The sequence below is a fragment of the Ruegeria sp. BG9 genome (assembly GCF_056538305.1).
The window spans coordinates 285,361-300,308 of sequence record NZ_JBQFSY010000006.1 but is presented as its reverse complement, the minus strand read 5'-3'; the positions used below and the strand labels follow the sequence as shown (position 1 = coordinate 300,308).

Here is a 14,948-nt window from a genome sequence, read left to right as displayed (position 1 = left end):
AGGGATGCGCCATGGCTTTGCCGGTTAAGGATCAGCTGAGATACTGGGGCATCGCCACGGTTGTCTTTGTCGTGATCCTGTGGGCCTTGGGCGATGTGCTTTTGCCCTTCGTGATCGGCGGCGCAATCGCCTATTTCCTCGACCCCGTCGCCGATCGGCTGGAAAAGCTGGGGCTGTCGCGGATGGCTGCCACCGGGATCATCACCGTGGTCGGCGTCCTTGGATTTGTGCTTGCGATTCTGATGGTTGTGCCAGCTCTGGTCACACAGTTGATCGACCTGGTCGACATAGTGCCCAGCCTGTTCCAAGAGCTGCGCGCCTTCATCGAGAAGCAATTCCCGTCGATTCTAGACCGCGAATCCAGCTCGCACCAGTTCCTTGTCGGGCTGGGTGAAACGCTAAAATCCAAGACTGGGGATGTGCTGGAATCCGTTGTGGCCTCGCTTGGCTCGGCAATCAACGTGGTGGTGCTGCTTGTCATCGTGCCTGTCGTCTCGGTCTACCTGCTGCTGGATTGGGACCGTATGGTCGCCCGGATCGGAGAGCTGCTGCCCCGCGACCACGCCCCCACGATCAAACGTCTCGCGGGTGAGATTGACAATGTGCTGGCCTCTTTCGTGCGGGGCATGGGCACTGTCTGTCTTATCCTTGGCACTTACTATGCGGTCGCCCTGATGCTGGTCGGGCTGCAATTTGGCTTGATCGTCGGCTTCATTGCTGGGCTGGTGACTTTCATCCCCTATCTGGGCGCGCTGATCGGCGGTACTTTGGCCATCGGGCTGGCGCTGTTCCAGTTCTGGGGGGATTGGGCGCATATCGGGCTGGTCGCAGGCATCTTTGCATTGGGACAAGTGACCGAGGGCAACTTCCTTACGCCCAAGCTGGTCGGCGACTCGGTCGGCTTGCATCCGGTCTGGCTGTTGCTGGCCTTGTCGGTCTTTGGCGCACTTTTCGGCTTTGTAGGAATGCTGGTCGCCGTTCCGGTTGCCGCAGCGCTGGGTGTGCTGGCGCGGTTCGGCACGTCGGTTTATCTGGATAGCCGCCTTTATACCGGCCTCGAAAGCCAGGATCAGGACAACGCGTAAATGGCCCGACAATTAAGCTTCGATTTGCCCGCCAAAACCGCGCTGGGGCGAGAGGATTTCTTTGTCTCCCCGGCGAACGCGCTTGCGGTTGCGATGATTTCGGCCACCTCATGGCCCGGCAACAAACTAGTGCTGAGCGGTCCGGCAGGAGCAGGTAAGACCCACCTGGCCCATGTCTGGGCGGCTGAAACCGGCGGGCGCATAATCAAAGCCGAGGCACTTCGGTACGAGGACGTGCCCGATCTGGCGCGCAGCCCGATTGCGGTTGAAGACGTTCCGATGATCGCAGGTGATATCGAGCAGCAGAAAGTGCTGTTTCACCTGCACAACCTCGTTCTGGCCGAGGGCCACGCCCTGCTGATGACGGGTCGTCTGGCGCCGAAATTCTGGCAATTGCCGCTGGCGGATCTGCAAAGCCGGGTCGAGGGCGCGCATCACGTCACACTCGATCCACCGGACGATGCGCTGCTCTGCGCGGTGCTTGCAAAACTGTTTGTAGACCGGCAGCTGAACCCCGGCCCCGAGGTGATTGCCTATCTGGTCAAGCACATGGATCGACGCTTTGAGACCGCCGCCGACGTGGTCGCACAGCTGGACGATTTCGCGCTGTCCGAGAAACGGGATATTACGCGTGCTCTGGCGATCCGCGTCTTGAAAATGGACACGGACGAAGGCGATACGAATGATTGACCCAAGCGCGCCAATTGCGCATTCTGACAGCGAAATTTCTGGGTAAGACATGGACCAGACCGTCGAAACCGACATTCCTGATTGGGGGCCTTTCGGAAGACCTCTGTTCGACGACCCCGGCACAAGGGCGCTGTCACGTGTGGGCGTGGTCGATGTCGGATCGAACTCGGTCCGAATGGTGGTCTTTGATGGCGCGGCGCGGTCGCCTGCCTATTTCTACAACGAAAAGGTCATGTGCGAGCTGGGCGCGGGACTGTCCGAGACGGGCCACCTGAATCCACGCGGGCGTGAGAGGGCGATGGCCGCCCTGCAGCGCTTTCAGCGGATCGCAGAGGACCTCGGTCTGCCGGGGCTGCATGTCGTAGCCACCGCCGCCGTGCGTGAGGCGAAAGACGGGCCCGATTTCTGTCAGGACGTGAAAGCAAAAACCGGGCTGCACGTGGCTGTGATCGACGGTCAGGAAGAGGCGCGCCTGTCAGCCCAGGGCGTTATGCTGGGCTGGCCCGGTGCCTACGGCCTGATCTGCGACATAGGCGGCTCGTCCATGGAGTTGGCAGAGATCGGAGGCGGCGATGTGGGCCGCCGCGTGACCTCGGCCCTTGGTCCGCTGAAGCTGCGCGATATCAAGGGCGGGCGTCGTGCGCGCAAGGCCCTTATCAAATCCACCATGGAAGAACTGCACAGCCAGATGGGCCAGCAGCGCGACCGGCTTTTTCTGGTCGGAGGCAGCTGGCGAGCTTTTGCACGGCTGGACATGCTGCGGCGGGGCTATCCGCTGAACGTCCTACACGAATACCGCATGACGACCAAACAAGTGCGCGAAACGATCAAATTCATCGACGCGAATGATCATGACAAATTGCGCAGTCAGGCCGGGGTCTCAAGCTCGCGCATGGCGCTGATCCCTTATGCGATGGACGTGCTTGCGCGGCTGATCCGCACGTTCAAACCCAAAGATATCGCGATCTCAAGCTATGGCATCCGCGAAGGCCTGCTGTATGAGCAGATGTCGCAGGAACAGCGCGACCGCGACCCTCTGATCGAGGCCAGTCGTTTTTCCGAAGCGAAAGACGCCCGCCTGCCCGGTATGGGCCGCACGCTGTTCGATTTTGTGATGCCTCTGTTCAAATCCGCACCTGCGACGCAGGTCCGTCTGATCAAGGCCGCCTGCCTGTTGCACGATGTTAGTTGGCGCGCGCATCCCGACTACCGGGCCGAGGTCTGTTTCGACTATGTCACCCGCGCCAATCTCGGAGGACTGAAACACTCCGAACGCGTATTCATCGGCCTTGCGTTGCAACATCGCTATCGCAACAAGCGCGAGGGCAACCGATTTGCGCCACTCTATGAGTTGCTGGATGAAAAAGACCAAAAACAAGCCGAGATTCTGGGTAAAGCGATGCGGTTCGGGGCCATGTTGTGCATGGACAGCGACGCACATGTTGGCAAGCTACGCTTTTATCCCAAAAAGCGTGAGCTTGATCTCGTGCTGCCCGAATCCGTGCAGCCCCTGTTCAACGAAGTGGCCGAGTCCCGCCTGAATTCACTTGCAAATGCTCTGAAATCCGAAGTGCGTGTGGTCATCAAGGGCTGAGCTGCCCTATGGCGTTTCGAATTTATGTTGGATCGCTTTTTCGCTGCCTCTCCCTTCGGTCGAACGCGAAAATCGATACAGGGCGCTTCAACGAAAACTCGAAAAACTTTAAATGTCCGTGGCGCCGTCCAGGGCCTCTGGCAAAGCTTCTGGTGTTTCAGGCACATCTTCGGTCTGCTTCTTGCGGATGATGATGTCGCCATTGGGTAGGATTTCGGGCATCTCGTAGACGCTCCAATCCTTTACCTCGGCGGCGAGCTCTGCCAGCGCGGGTCCCATCTCCTGCATGAAAGATCGCATCGCGGGGCCAAATTGATCTGCAAGGCCAAGCAATTCATCCAAAGCCGGCTCCATCTCGCGGCGCAGGCCCTCGAAAAACAACTCGGCCCCCTGCTCCATCAGCGTTGGGGCATCTTCTTCCTCGGCCGCTGCAGGCAGCGCAAAAGCGGCTGCCATCGCGCCGATCATCAGAATATGTTTCATATGTTGAATGTAAGCCTTTCCGCGCCCGGTTGAAAGGTCACAGCTCAAAATCCAACGTGACCGGAAAGTGATCCGACGCGGTCAAAAGTGCCTCGCGCAGGTCAGGTTTGGACCAGCAGGCCGCATCCCGAAACGGATGCCAGATTCGCCACACGGGCCGCCTGGACTGCAAGTCCGAGCTGATCATGATATAGTCCAGCAACGCCTCAAGGAACGTGCCGTTCTCGGGTCGCGCAAACCGCGCCGTCGCAGGCACAGATCCGGGACGCGGCCCATATGCCGCAGCCGCATGGGGATCAAAGAGACCCGCCTGCAACAGAATCTCGACCGAGGAGCGCCCAAAGAGATGTTCAAACTCATCCAGACCGGGGCCGTCATTTAAGTCACCCAACAGGATCACTGGATCATCCTTAGCCAAATGATGCGCGACCCGACGGGACAACCAGATCGCCTGTGCCAACTGCTTGCGGCGGTTGGCGATCGAGATGCGGATTGCCTCATCCCGTGATCCCGCCCCATGCGGTGCTTTGGATTTCAGATGCGCGCCGATCAGGCGAAACTCAAAGCCCGCTTTGGTCTGGACCGACAGCTCCATTGGCGGCTTGGAGAACTGTACCACGTCCTGTGTCGCATCCACGTCCAGATCTATGCGAAACTCCGTGTCAAAGCGCGGGGCGTCATCTGCCGCCCTTGGGTCATGGTGAACCGACAGAACGTCTGGATCGTAGAGAAGCGCCAGTTCCTGATGCGTATCATTGGTAAATCCCATGATCGCCTGCGAGGTGCGAAGTTCAAAAACCTCGGCAAACGCCTGCAATGCGCGCACCGTGTTCTGCCGTTTGCCCGTATTCGGCGCTTCGACGACCAAAACCGCATCCGCGTCAATCGCAGTAAGGATCTTGGCGATCGCCTCGACCTGCTGGGCCTTGGTCACGTCATGCCGACCCGACCAGCTGTCGTCGACGATCAATCTGTCGTTGCGATCAAACAGGTTGGCAAACCATTCGATATTGTAGGTCGCCAGACGCATCGCCTAAACCGTCGCGCCGTTGATCTCGTCCCAGGCACGGTTGATGTCGATCATCTTCTTCTCGGCCAGGCGGATCGCCTCCTCCGGGACGCCACGCGACATCATCGCGTCGGGATGGGTTTCGCGCACCAGCTTGCGCCAGACCTTCCTGATCTCAGCGATCGACATGTCGCGCGAGACGCCGAGAACCACATAAGGGTCGTTCGGCGCATCCGGCACAAACCGCGCGCGCAGGGCCAGAAATTGAGCATCCGTCTGTCCGAAAATGCGGCTGACCTCTTCCAGAAATTCATTTTCGTTCGGGTGATAGAACCCGTCGGCCATGGCGATATGGAACAGCCCCTCCATAAGATCGCACAGGGTGGTGCTGTCCTCCGAAAACATCCGCGCGATCTTCCGGGCATAGTCCTGATAGCCTGCCACATCGGTGCGAGCCATGTTGAAGACACGGGCCGCGCCCTCTTCATCGTCGCGCGCAATCTGGAACACGTCGCGGAAGGCCGTCACCTCATCCCGCGTCACCTGCCCATCGGCCTTGGCCATCTTGGCCCCCAGCGCGATCACGGCAATTGTAAACGCGACCGAGCGTTCAGGCGGCGAGCGTAGCTTTTCGAAAACAGCCGTCAGGCTCTCACCTTGGGCAAGAGCGCTCAGCGCGTCGGATATGCGGGTCCAGATCGACATGGGCGTACACTAGCGTCCCATTGCTGGACTGTCAGGTGCGATAGATCATTCGGGCGAAAGAATTTTCTGCATCAGCACAAGGTCCAGATACTGACCCCATTTGTGCCCAACCTCGGGCATGAGCCCCACCTCAGAAAACCCCAGCGCCGAATGAAAGGCGATCGCCCCCGAGTTGGCCGAAGAAATCCCAGCGACCAGAACATGCACCCCTTCGCTGCGGGCCACTTGCTGCAACTGCTCCATAAGGGCGCGCCCGACGCCACGGCCCCGCGCTTTGTCTGCCAGTTGAATCGAATGCTCACGGCACTTGGCATAGCCCGGCCCGGATCGGAACGGGGCATAGGTTGCGAAACCAATGACCCGCCCTTGATCCTCAGCCACGAGAAACGCCGCTCCGCGCGCCTGGATATCTCTGGCAATCGACTCTGCGCTGCGTTCATCGGTAGTGAAGGTCACCAAAGTGTCGCGAATAATCGCGTTGGTGATCAAAGCGATCTCTGCTGCATCCGCTGGTTGGGCCTGACTGACCCTCATCGCAGAATACGTACCCCATGAGGCGTTTCGATCTCGGCCTGCATGGACGCTGGTCCCGTGTCAAAAACAACCGGATCAAGCGGACCCAGTTGTTCTGCCAAGCGCAGCGCATCCGGGTGGTAGACAACCAGACGTTTCAGGCGACACCCGTGATCCTCCAACATACGCGCGGGATGAAGATCCCCCTGCCACTGGATCAGCGCCGGAAACAAGTTGTCAAAAGGCAAACGCCCATTTGGCGGAACCGCCATCCGCCACCGCAAAGCCCCCCGGGCCAAATCAATCGGCGACCCCACACCATCGGGAAACACGGACAGGGAGGCCTCGATATCGGGTACGCGGCAAATCCAGTTGGTCAGACGTGGCGCACCCTCGAACCGGTCCAGATCGAACCAACGCGTCCTGTCGGGACGAGGCGCATCCGGATCGATGGCAATCGCCTCCAGATACAGCCCGTCCTTCAGGCCAAGCAACCGATTATGCGTGCCAAATGCCTCATGCTTGCCACCGGCCTGAAGAGGAACACCCAGCGCATCTTCCACATGCGCCGTGGCCTCTTCCAACGTGGCGCCCGCCACCGCAATATGATCCAACTCCATCGCGCCCTCCACGATGACACCCTACGCAAAGAACAATAGGGCGCAAGCCAAACCCGCGCCCTTCTTCTGTTTGAAAATTCCTTCGGGGGTGAATTTGCCGTCAGGCAAAGAGGGGGCAGACAGCCCCCTGCCCCGCCTCAGTCCCGCGCGTCGCGGATCAGGCGCAAGATGTCCTGTGCGGCATCGGGAATATTTGTCCCCGGCCCAAAGATCGCTTTGACCCCATTATCATACAAGAACTGATAATCCTGCTGAGGGATCACCCCACCGCAAATTACGATGATGTCCTCAGCCCCAGCTTTCTTGAGTTCCTCAACAAGCTGCGGTGCAAGCGTCTTGTGGCCTGCCGCCTGAGACGAGATACCCACCACATGCACGTCATTGTCGACGGCGTCCTGCGCGGCCTCGGCCGGGGTCTGGAACAGAGGGCCAACGTCCACGTCAAACCCGATATCGGCAAAGGCGGTTGCGATTACCTTGGCACCCCGATCATGACCATCCTGCCCCATCTTGACCACCAACAGACGGGGGCGACGTCCCTCGACCTCGGCAAAATCTTCGATGGACTTTTGGATTGCAGCAAAGCCCTCGTCACCCTCGTACGCAGCGCCATAAACGCCCGCCAGGGTCTTCACCTCGGCGCGGTGGCGACCGAACTCTTTCTCCATTGCCATACTGATCTCTCCTACCGATGCGCGGGCGCGGGCGGCCTCAACCGCAGCAGCCAGCAGGTTTCCGCCTTCTTGTGCGGCCTTGGTCAGCGCGTCCAACGCGGCCTGACAAGCGGCCTCGTCGCGGGTGGCGCGGATCTCTTCCAACCGCGCGACCTGAGATTCGCGCACGGCCACGTTGTCGACGTCCAGAATGTCGATCGGGTCTTCCTGTTCCTTACGGTATTTATTGACCCCAACGATCACCTCATCGCCCCGGTCGATCATCGCCTGACGACGCGCGGCGCTTTCCTCGATCCGCAGCTTGGGCATGCCCGAGGCGACGGCTTTGGTCATGCCGCCCATTTCCTCGACCTCTTCCATCAGGGCCCAGGCTTTCTCGATCAGATCATTGGTCAGGCTTTCCACGTAATAGGAACCAGCCAGCGGATCGACCACATCGGTCACGCCAGTCTCTTCCTGCAAGACCAACTGTGTATTCCGCGCGATGCGGGCCGAGAAATCGGTGGGCAGGGCAATCGCCTCGTCCAGAGCGTTGGTGTGCAGCGACTGGGTGCCGCCCAGAACCGCGCTCATCGCCTCATAGGCGGTGCGGATCACATTGTTATAAGGGTCCTGCTCCTGCAGCGACACGCCCGAAGTTTGGCAGTGGGTCCGCAGCATCTTGGAGCGTTCGGACTTCGCCCCGAACTCGGTCATCACGCGATGCCACAGGGTCCGTGCGGCGCGCAGTTTCGCAATCTCCATGAAGAAATTCATGCCGATGGCAAAAAAGAACGACAAACGGCCTGCGAATTTATCGACATCCATGCCCGCATCCAGCGCAGCCCGCACATATTCGCGTCCGTCTGCGATGGTATAGGCCAGCTCCTGCACAAGGTTCGCGCCGGCCTCTTGCATGTGATAGCCCGAGATCGAGATCGAGTTGAACTTGGGCATCTCGTTCGAGGTGTACTCGATAATGTCCGAGATGATCTTCATCGACGGCTCAGGCGGGTAGATGTAGGTATTCCGCACCATGAACTCTTTCAGAATGTCATTCTGAATGGTGCCGGACAGGACCGATTTGTCGTGCCCCTGCTCTTCGCCCGCCACGATGAAGCTGGCCAGAACCGGGATCACCGCGCCGTTCATGGTCATCGAGACCGAGACTTTGTCGAGCGGGATACCGTCGAACAGAATCTTCATATCCTCGACCGAGTCGATGGCCACACCGGCCTTACCGACATCGCCGACAACGCGCGGGTGGTCACTGTCATAACCGCGGTGCGTCGCCAGATCGAAGGCGACCGAGACACCCTGCTGACCCGCAGCCAGATTCCGCCGGTAGAAAGCGTTCGATTCCTCGGCGGTCGAGAACCCGGCATATTGGCGGATGGTCCAAGGCCGCCCGGCATACATCGTCGCCTTCACACCGCGCGTGAACGGGCCAAACCCTGGCAGAGTGCCCATATGCGGCAAATCGGCGGTGTCGTCCTGCGTATAAAGCGGTTTGACGTTGATGCCTTCCAGCGTTTCCTTGGTCAGATCGTCCAGTGGCCGTCCGCGCAATTCTTTCTCGGCCAGCGCGCGCCAGTCGTTCTTGTCGGTCATCGAGGTGTCCTCTTGTCAGTTCGGCCTGCAGCAGCCTGCAATCCGTGCGTATCGTGGTTCAGCAGATGCCGGGCATGGCCCGCGCGCGACAAATTGAGCGTCTTGTGCAAATCGCCGGTCGCATTCGCGCGCGCAGAGGCTATATTCAACGGGACAGGAGGCCCCATGAACAAAACGCTTGCCCTTGTTTTCTCGGCACTTATCCCGCTGGCTGCCATGGCCGCCGACGGAACAGCACCTGCTGATGATGAATATGTTCGCCCTGTTGGCGACAGTGAGTTGAGCGATTTCATGTGGACCCACCGGCCCATTGTCGTCTTCGCCGACACACCCGCAGATCCCCGGTTCCAGCAGCAGATCGACATGTTGCTGGAAGGTGAGGACGCGATGCGGGATCGGGATGTCGTGGTGTTAACGGATACCGATCCGTCCGCACGATCCGCGATCCGGTCCAAGCTGCGCCCGCGCGGGTTCCAGATGGTTTTTGTCGACAAGGACGGCGTGGTTAAACTGCGCAAACCCTCCCCGTGGAGCGTGCGCGAGATCGGCCGCTCGATCGACAAAACCCCCTTGCGCGAACGCGAAATCCGCGAACGGCGCGAGGGCGGCTGAAGGCTTTTGCCACGCCTCAAACCACCGGCGCAGAACGCCGGTGAGACCTGAGGGTTTGTCAAAAGCGCGGTCATGATCATTCGAACTCGATGATCACTTCGTCTACGGCGAGGCTATCGCCCGGGCCTGCGTTGATCTTGGCAACAGTGCCCTTCTTCTCGGCGCGCAGGATGTTTTCCATCTTCATCGCCTCAATGGTGCATAGCGCCTGACCTTCCTGGACCTCCTGACCGACTTCCACATCGATCTTCACGACCAGACCCGGCATCGGGCAGAGCAGCATTTTCGACGTGTCCGGCGGGAGTTTCTCCGGCATCAGCTTGGCCAACTCAGCCTGACGCGGACGGCGCACATGGACCTTCAGGTCCGCGCCCCGGTTGCGAATGCGGAACCCGCCCGAAACCTTACCTACCTTCAGAACCAGAGGGCTTCCATCCACATCCAGCACTGCCAGCTGATCGCCCGGTGTCCACTCGGATGCAACGCGAACGGTCGAGCCGTCTTCGAATTTGACGGTCGCGCCTTCCTTGTCGGCGTTTACCTGAACGGCCAGCTCGTGGCCCTCCAGCGAAACGACCCAGCGCTTGCCGACCTTGCGCTCGTGGTTGTCCATCCGGCCCGAGACACGGGTACGGCGAATCTCTGCCACCCGGTGCATTGCCGCACATGAGGCCGCGATCCGACGCAGGTCTTCTTCGGGCAGGGTCACGCCTTCGAACCCGTCCGGGTATTCTTCGGCGATAAACGCGGTGGTCATGTCACCGCTGACGAATTTCGGGTGATCCATTACAGCCGACAGGAACGGCAAGTTGTGGCCAATCCCTTCAACCTCGAAACTGTCCAGCGCCACGCGCATCGCCTCAATCGCGGCTTCGCGGGTCGGAGCCCATGTGCAAAGCTTGGCGATCATCGGGTCGTAATACATGCTGATCTCACCGCCCTCATAGACGCCAGTATCATTGCGCACGGCAGCCTCACCCTCGGGTGCGTCGCCTTGCCATTTACCATTGACCAGCATCGGACCGGCAGCGGTTTCCTGCGGCGGGCGATAGCGGGTCAGACGACCGATCGAGGGCAGGAAGTTGCGATAGGGATCTTCGGCATAGAGGCGGTTCTCGATCGCCCAGCCCGTCAGCGTCACGTCATCCTGCGTGATGGTCAGCTTTTCGCCATTTGCCACGCGGATCATCTGTTCCACCAGATCAACACCGGTGATCAGTTCGGTCACCGGGTGTTCCACCTGAAGACGGGTGTTCATCTCAAGGAAGTAGAAGTTCTTTTCGCCATCGACGATGAATTCCACGGTACCCGCGCTGGAATAGCCCACGGCCTTGGCCAGTGCGACGGCCTGTTCGCCCATGGCTTTGCGGGTCTCGGGATCCAGGAAGGGCGACGGGGCCTCTTCCACCACTTTCTGGTTCCGGCGCTGGATCGAGCATTCGCGTTCGCCCAGATAGATTCCGTTGCCATGGCTGTCACACAGAACCTGGATTTCGATGTGGCGTGGTTGGGTCACAAATTTCTCGATAAAGATCCGGTCATCGCCAAACGAGTTCGCAGCCTCGTTCTTCGAGGACTGGAACCCCTCGCGGGCCTCTTCGTCATTCCAGGCGATCCGCATGCCCTTGCCACCGCCCCCGGCGCTGGCTTTGATCATCACCGGGTAGCCGATGTCGTTCGAGATCTTGACCGCCTCATCGGCATCTTCGATCAGGCCCATATAGCCGGGAACGGTGGAAACACCGGCCTCCTGCGCGATCTTTTTCGAGGTGATCTTGTCCCCCATGCTTTCAATCGCACCGACCGGGGGGCCGACAAAGGCCACGCCTTCGGCGTCCAGCGCCTCGGCGAATTTGGCGTTCTCCGACAGGAAGCCATAGCCGGGGTGGACAGCCTGTGCGCCGCTCTGGCGGATGGCGTCCATGACCTTGTCGATCACGATATAGGACTGGTTGGCAGGCGGCGGGCCGATATGGACAGCCTCATCCGCCATCGACACGTGCAGAGCGTTCTTGTCCGCGTCCGAATAGATGGCAACGGTGCCGATACCCATTTTGCGGGCGGTCTTGATAACCCGGCAGGCAATCTCGCCCCGGTTGGCGATCAGGATCTTATTGAACATGGAACGTCCTTTGGCTTGGTGTTCTGGAAACGCAAAAAGCCGCCGCAGGGAGAGCATCCCCACGTCGGCGCAATGCGTGACGACGGACGGGGCGGCTTGCGCCCCGAAAATTCGCGTTAGTTACAGGTGTTCTGCGTCTTGCAGTACAGCACGTTACCTGCGGCCCCGACGGCCGCACCAACCAACGGATCGGCACTGAGAACGGCTGCCCCGACAGCGCCCGCGCCGCCGCCCAGGATGGCCTGTTCGCCGAGAGTATCGCCGCAGGCCGAGAGGCCCGCACAGGTTGCCAGTGCAAGGAACACTTTTGAGATACGCATAATGTCTGCCTCGTAGTTTTTTGTATTGCTCTTAGAGGCAGATGCCGGAACTCAGCACCGTTATTCAATAACAACGGAATAAAATCCGCATTTTGCGCAGGTTTATGCCCATTCAGGCCAGTTTTTTGTGCAAAGAAAAACGCGGACAGGACGATGTGGGGAACACAAGCCTGCCCGCGCAAGGAAGGGGTACGGAATAGTAGGTGCATGTGCGACGCAGGCAAAGTAGTGTCGCACGGCTGGATCAAGATGCACTGCACAATCCTGCCTGCAAACAAGTTATTGTTTCCGCCTAAGATTCCGGCCAGAATCTGCCCAACAGGCGAAACTCCGCGCAAATTCATGCCGACAAGACTTGTATGGTTTTGCCAGGTTGAAGCCGCCCAAACCGTCACAGTTTCGTTACATTTCTCTGCCGCTACCTTGATTTCTGCGCCTGCAACATCACGGGCATTCACACCTGTTCGCAGATTATTTTTGCGCACATGCCGTGGGTTAACCGATCTGTTCACTCTGCTGTGAATCACGAGCTTGTTTTCAGCACAAATACTTGAGCAAAGACGCGTTTTCCGTCCCTCTTTCGTGATTTCCCTGATCGCTGGGCGCGTGGAACTTTGGCCACGCACACTCGCAAACAAGGAAACACCCACATGTTTACAAAGAGAAAAAAGGCAATCCTGCTTGCTGCCACTGCGTTTAGTGTGACCAGCACGCTTGCCTTTGCTCAGGACGCTCAAACCCAAGCCGAGCTTGATGCTCTGCGGGCTCGGGTCGAAGCGCTCGAGGCTTCCAGCGCCGGTCCGGCGAATGGCGATTTCCGCCTTGGGAACACCAGCCTGGACCTTTACGGCTACATCAAAGCCGACTTCTTTTATGATTTCGACTTCGACCAGGGCGACACCGCGTTCGTGAACGTCATCGGCGAGCCTTCGACCGCAACCAGCGGAACCTTCGGCAGCACCGTACGCCAGTCGCGCATCGGCCTGCGCACCAGCACGCCCAGTGCCCTGGGTGACATCGGCGGTCAGTTGGAGCTGGACCTGTTTGCCTCCAACGGCACGGCCGAACTGCGTCTGCGTCATGCCAACATCACCATTGGTGACAATTGGCTGATCGGTCAGTACTGGACAAACTTCCAGCCGCTGGACACCTACCCTACGTCGGTTGAATTCAACGGCCCGGTTGGCATCGCCTTCGCCCGTCAGCCGCAAATCCGCTATACCAACAGCTTCGGCACGAACACTGATTTCAGCGTTTCGCTCGAGGAAAACGTCAGCGGCTCGAACTCGAACGACCCGGTTTTGACCGCGGCAGCTGAATACAACGACGGTACATACGTCGCGCGCATATCGGGCCTCTACGGTAAAGCCGAAACCAGCGATGGCGCCACCGAAGTGGACCAGTGGGGCGTGACCTTGTCGGGATCGGTTCGCCCATGGGAGGGTGGTCTGTTCCAAGTCAACTACGTGACTGGTCAGGCGATCGGCCCCTACCTGATCGGCCTTGGCAATGCCATCGTCAACGGTGAGGCCAATGACGTTGACGGCTACACGATCGAGCTCCGTCAGGATCTGGGTGAGAAATGGAATGTCGGCATCGCCTATGGTCGGGAAGACTATGATCTTGCGACCAACAGCTTCTCGGACGGCAGCGGATCCCTCAACTTCACCGAGTTGGAAACTATCCACGTCAACGCCTTCTACGAGGCCACCGACAGCCTGACGCTGAGCGCCGAGTACATATATGGGGAGCGCAACGATGCCACGACCGGTGACACCTTCGACGGTAGCCGCGTTCAGGTCGCCGCGCAACTGAACTTCTGACGCCACATACCCGCCCTGCCCGTCTTCGGGCAGGGTTTTGCCCATGCGGGCAAGGATATGAGGCACAGGGTGGATCACTGCTCAGCCCGCTCCGAAGATTTCGGGAAAAGACGCACGTGCCGCGTCCAGATCAATTACCAACAACGCGTCGTAGCTAGCCGGGTCGAACGGGTCTTCGGCTGGCACGACCTCACGCTCAAATAGCCAGCTCAAACGTCCTGCATCCAGATTGCCGCGCTCAAAGGGCTGATCCCCGAAGTTCTGCCAAAGCGCCTCCATAAAGGCGACATCCGCACGACGGTCCGCTGGTTTGCGGTCACGGAACCGCTCTCGCCGGGTGATCGGCGTCACGCCCTTTGGGTTGGCACGGCGGATGGTGAATTGAAAATCCGTACCCGGCAGACGGCCCGGAAAGCCCCGATGTTTCAACATCCTGGCACCTCGTTGACTGCTGTAATCGGGAACAACAATTCGCACCCGTAAGGGGTAAAAGTCATAGCGCGCACCTCCAAAGCCGCATCCGTTGTCTGAAGCACCCTGAATTCATGACGACAGATCATGGTCAGAGCCCCTCCCAGATACACCGGGACTGCTCCAGCCGGTAGGCTTCGAAAAACTGAGTTGCATCTGGGGCGGCATCGCCGAATTGGATCGGACGGTCGGACAGTGAAATCACCACCAGGGCCGGGTCCAAATCATGTTGGGCGACATAGGCAACCGCCAGCGTCTGGCACAGATGCTCCATATCGTTCGAGGCCACGTCATAGCCGATCCGCCCAACCGTCGCGCCGATCTTCGGGGCGATGAACCGGAACCGCACCCACAGCTCACCAGGATTGTTGTCCAACAGAACGTCGCTCAGATGCACGGGTTGGCCTGAAGGCACGGGCAGAGAGGTTTCGGCCACTGAAATGTTTGGCAGAGACAGGATGCTGAACATCAGACCCAAGGCGCGACCCCGGACCCGCCGATGGCAGGCTCCTCCTTCCGGGATCGCGCGCGCAGTGCTATGTGCCCGCGCGGTTCTATGTCTGATGGACCGGATCATTCGACGATTTTTCGCTCGTTGTCAATTCTGCCTTGATTTCGGGCAAATTGCGGAGGAGTA

The 14,948-nt window shown here is 59.4% G+C and carries 15 protein-coding genes; 5 read left to right on the top strand and 10 right to left on the bottom strand.

Annotation, left to right across the window (positions count from 1 at the left end; genetic code table 11):
* The first annotated feature begins 11 nt into the window (after positions 1–11).
* From ACR0I8_RS12715 to ACR0I8_RS12705, 3 genes are read left to right on the top strand one after another with little or no spacing between them, the layout of a single operon-like run.
* Entirely contained in the window at positions 12–1,085 is a 1,074-nt protein-coding gene (locus ACR0I8_RS12715) for an AI-2E family transporter (RefSeq protein ID WP_170378059.1), read from the top strand.
* Positions 1,086–1,775 carry a GTPase domain-containing protein gene (locus tag ACR0I8_RS12710; protein WP_170691276.1) on the top strand — a complete coding sequence of 230 codons (690 nt, stop codon included), beginning with the start codon at positions 1,086–1,088 and terminating at the stop codon, positions 1,773–1,775. It begins immediately after the preceding gene.
* Positions 1,776–1,824: 49 nt separating this feature from the next.
* Positions 1,825–3,369, top strand: a complete 1,545-nt coding sequence (locus ACR0I8_RS12705) for a Ppx/GppA family phosphatase (RefSeq protein ID WP_170691274.1) — start codon at positions 1,825–1,827, stop codon at positions 3,367–3,369.
* Positions 3,370–3,477: 108 nt separating this feature from the next.
* Here the strand turns inward: ACR0I8_RS12705 and ACR0I8_RS12700 are convergent, their stop codons facing one another.
* The 6 genes from ACR0I8_RS12700 to scpA all read right to left on the bottom strand — a co-directional run bounded on the left by ACR0I8_RS12700 (position 3,478) and on the right by scpA (position 8,963).
* Entirely contained in the window at positions 3,478–3,852 is a 375-nt protein-coding gene (locus tag ACR0I8_RS12700) for a hypothetical protein (RefSeq protein ID WP_170691272.1), read from the bottom strand.
* 37 nt (positions 3,853–3,889) lie between these two features.
* On the bottom strand, positions 3,890–4,882 hold the full coding sequence (locus ACR0I8_RS12695) for an endonuclease/exonuclease/phosphatase family protein (RefSeq protein ID WP_170691270.1): 993 nt from the start codon (positions 4,880–4,882) through the stop codon (positions 3,890–3,892).
* Between the two features lie 3 nt (positions 4,883–4,885).
* Complete coding sequence (locus tag ACR0I8_RS12690) at positions 4,886–5,566, bottom strand: TerB family tellurite resistance protein (RefSeq protein WP_170691269.1); 681 nt, start codon at positions 5,564–5,566, stop codon at positions 4,886–4,888.
* A 45-nt stretch (positions 5,567–5,611) separates the two neighbouring features.
* Complete coding sequence (locus tag ACR0I8_RS12685; protein ID WP_170691267.1) at positions 5,612–6,100, bottom strand: GNAT family N-acetyltransferase; 489 nt, start codon at positions 6,098–6,100, stop codon at positions 5,612–5,614.
* The gene (locus tag ACR0I8_RS12680; RefSeq protein ID WP_170691265.1) at positions 6,097–6,699 is read right to left on the bottom strand and encodes a VOC family protein; all 603 of its coding nucleotides are present in this window, start codon (positions 6,697–6,699) and stop codon (positions 6,097–6,099) included. Before ACR0I8_RS12680 ends, ACR0I8_RS12685 begins: the two co-directional genes overlap by 4 nt.
* 137 nt (positions 6,700–6,836) lie before the next feature.
* Positions 6,837–8,963, bottom strand: coding sequence for a methylmalonyl-CoA mutase (gene scpA, locus ACR0I8_RS12675; protein ID WP_170691264.1), 2,127 nt, complete (start codon positions 8,961–8,963; stop codon positions 6,837–6,839).
* 165 nt (positions 8,964–9,128) lie between these two features.
* On the opposite strand from scpA, the gene ACR0I8_RS12670 reads away from it, so the two are divergent.
* Complete coding sequence (locus tag ACR0I8_RS12670) at positions 9,129–9,575, top strand: DUF4174 domain-containing protein (protein WP_170378042.1); 447 nt, start codon at positions 9,129–9,131, stop codon at positions 9,573–9,575.
* A gap of 76 nt (positions 9,576–9,651) precedes the next feature.
* On the opposite strand, the gene ACR0I8_RS12665 is transcribed toward ACR0I8_RS12670, so the two are convergent.
* Both ACR0I8_RS12665 and ACR0I8_RS12660 read right to left on the bottom strand, forming a co-directional pair.
* Positions 9,652–11,697, bottom strand: a complete 2,046-nt coding sequence (locus ACR0I8_RS12665) for an acetyl-CoA carboxylase biotin carboxylase subunit (RefSeq protein WP_170691262.1) — start codon at positions 11,695–11,697, stop codon at positions 9,652–9,654.
* 116 nt (positions 11,698–11,813) lie between these two features.
* A complete protein-coding gene (locus ACR0I8_RS12660) occupies positions 11,814–12,017 on the bottom strand; it encodes a hypothetical protein (protein ID WP_170554505.1) in 204 nt (67 codons plus the stop codon).
* Between the two features lie 650 nt (positions 12,018–12,667).
* Between ACR0I8_RS12660 and ACR0I8_RS12655 the strand changes: the two genes are divergently transcribed.
* On the top strand, positions 12,668–13,840 hold the full coding sequence (locus tag ACR0I8_RS12655; protein ID WP_170691260.1) for a DcaP family trimeric outer membrane transporter: 1,173 nt from the start codon (positions 12,668–12,670) through the stop codon (positions 13,838–13,840).
* Positions 13,841–13,921: 81 nt separating this feature from the next.
* Here the strand turns inward: ACR0I8_RS12655 and ACR0I8_RS12650 are convergent, their stop codons facing one another.
* Both ACR0I8_RS12650 and ACR0I8_RS12645 read right to left on the bottom strand, forming a co-directional pair.
* Positions 13,922–14,272, bottom strand: coding sequence for a hypothetical protein (locus ACR0I8_RS12650; protein WP_170378032.1), 351 nt, complete (start codon positions 14,270–14,272; stop codon positions 13,922–13,924).
* A 130-nt stretch (positions 14,273–14,402) separates the two neighbouring features.
* Positions 14,403–14,888, bottom strand: a complete 486-nt coding sequence (locus ACR0I8_RS12645) for a DUF6497 family protein (protein ID WP_170691258.1) — start codon at positions 14,886–14,888, stop codon at positions 14,403–14,405.
* Between the last annotated feature and the right edge of the window lie 60 nt (positions 14,889–14,948).

Coding starts and splice junctions, on each gene's coding strand:
- ACR0I8_RS12715 (WP_170378059.1), top strand. CDS start 12: ATGGCTTTGCCGGTTAAGGATCAGCTGAGATACTGGGGCATCGCCACG.
- ACR0I8_RS12710 (WP_170691276.1), top strand. CDS start 1,086: ATGGCCCGACAATTAAGCTTCGATTTGCCCGCCAAAACCGCGCTGGGG.
- ACR0I8_RS12705 (WP_170691274.1), top strand. CDS start 1,825: ATGGACCAGACCGTCGAAACCGACATTCCTGATTGGGGGCCTTTCGGA.
- ACR0I8_RS12700 (WP_170691272.1), bottom strand. CDS start 3,852: ATGAAACATATTCTGATGATCGGCGCGATGGCAGCCGCTTTTGCGCTG.
- ACR0I8_RS12695 (WP_170691270.1), bottom strand. CDS start 4,882: ATGCGTCTGGCGACCTACAATATCGAATGGTTTGCCAACCTGTTTGAT.
- ACR0I8_RS12690 (WP_170691269.1), bottom strand. CDS start 5,566: ATGTCGATCTGGACCCGCATATCCGACGCGCTGAGCGCTCTTGCCCAA.
- ACR0I8_RS12685 (WP_170691267.1), bottom strand. CDS start 6,100: ATGAGGGTCAGTCAGGCCCAACCAGCGGATGCAGCAGAGATCGCTTTG.
- ACR0I8_RS12680 (WP_170691265.1), bottom strand. CDS start 6,699: ATGGAGTTGGATCATATTGCGGTGGCGGGCGCCACGTTGGAAGAGGCC.
- scpA (WP_170691264.1), bottom strand. CDS start 8,963: ATGACCGACAAGAACGACTGGCGCGCGCTGGCCGAGAAAGAATTGCGC.
- ACR0I8_RS12670 (WP_170378042.1), top strand. CDS start 9,129: ATGAACAAAACGCTTGCCCTTGTTTTCTCGGCACTTATCCCGCTGGCT.
- ACR0I8_RS12665 (WP_170691262.1), bottom strand. CDS start 11,697: ATGTTCAATAAGATCCTGATCGCCAACCGGGGCGAGATTGCCTGCCGG.
- ACR0I8_RS12660 (WP_170554505.1), bottom strand. CDS start 12,017: ATGCGTATCTCAAAAGTGTTCCTTGCACTGGCAACCTGTGCGGGCCTC.
- ACR0I8_RS12655 (WP_170691260.1), top strand. CDS start 12,668: ATGTTTACAAAGAGAAAAAAGGCAATCCTGCTTGCTGCCACTGCGTTT.
- ACR0I8_RS12650 (WP_170378032.1), bottom strand. CDS start 14,272: ATGTTGAAACATCGGGGCTTTCCGGGCCGTCTGCCGGGTACGGATTTT.
- ACR0I8_RS12645 (WP_170691258.1), bottom strand. CDS start 14,888: ATGATCCGGTCCATCAGACATAGAACCGCGCGGGCACATAGCACTGCG.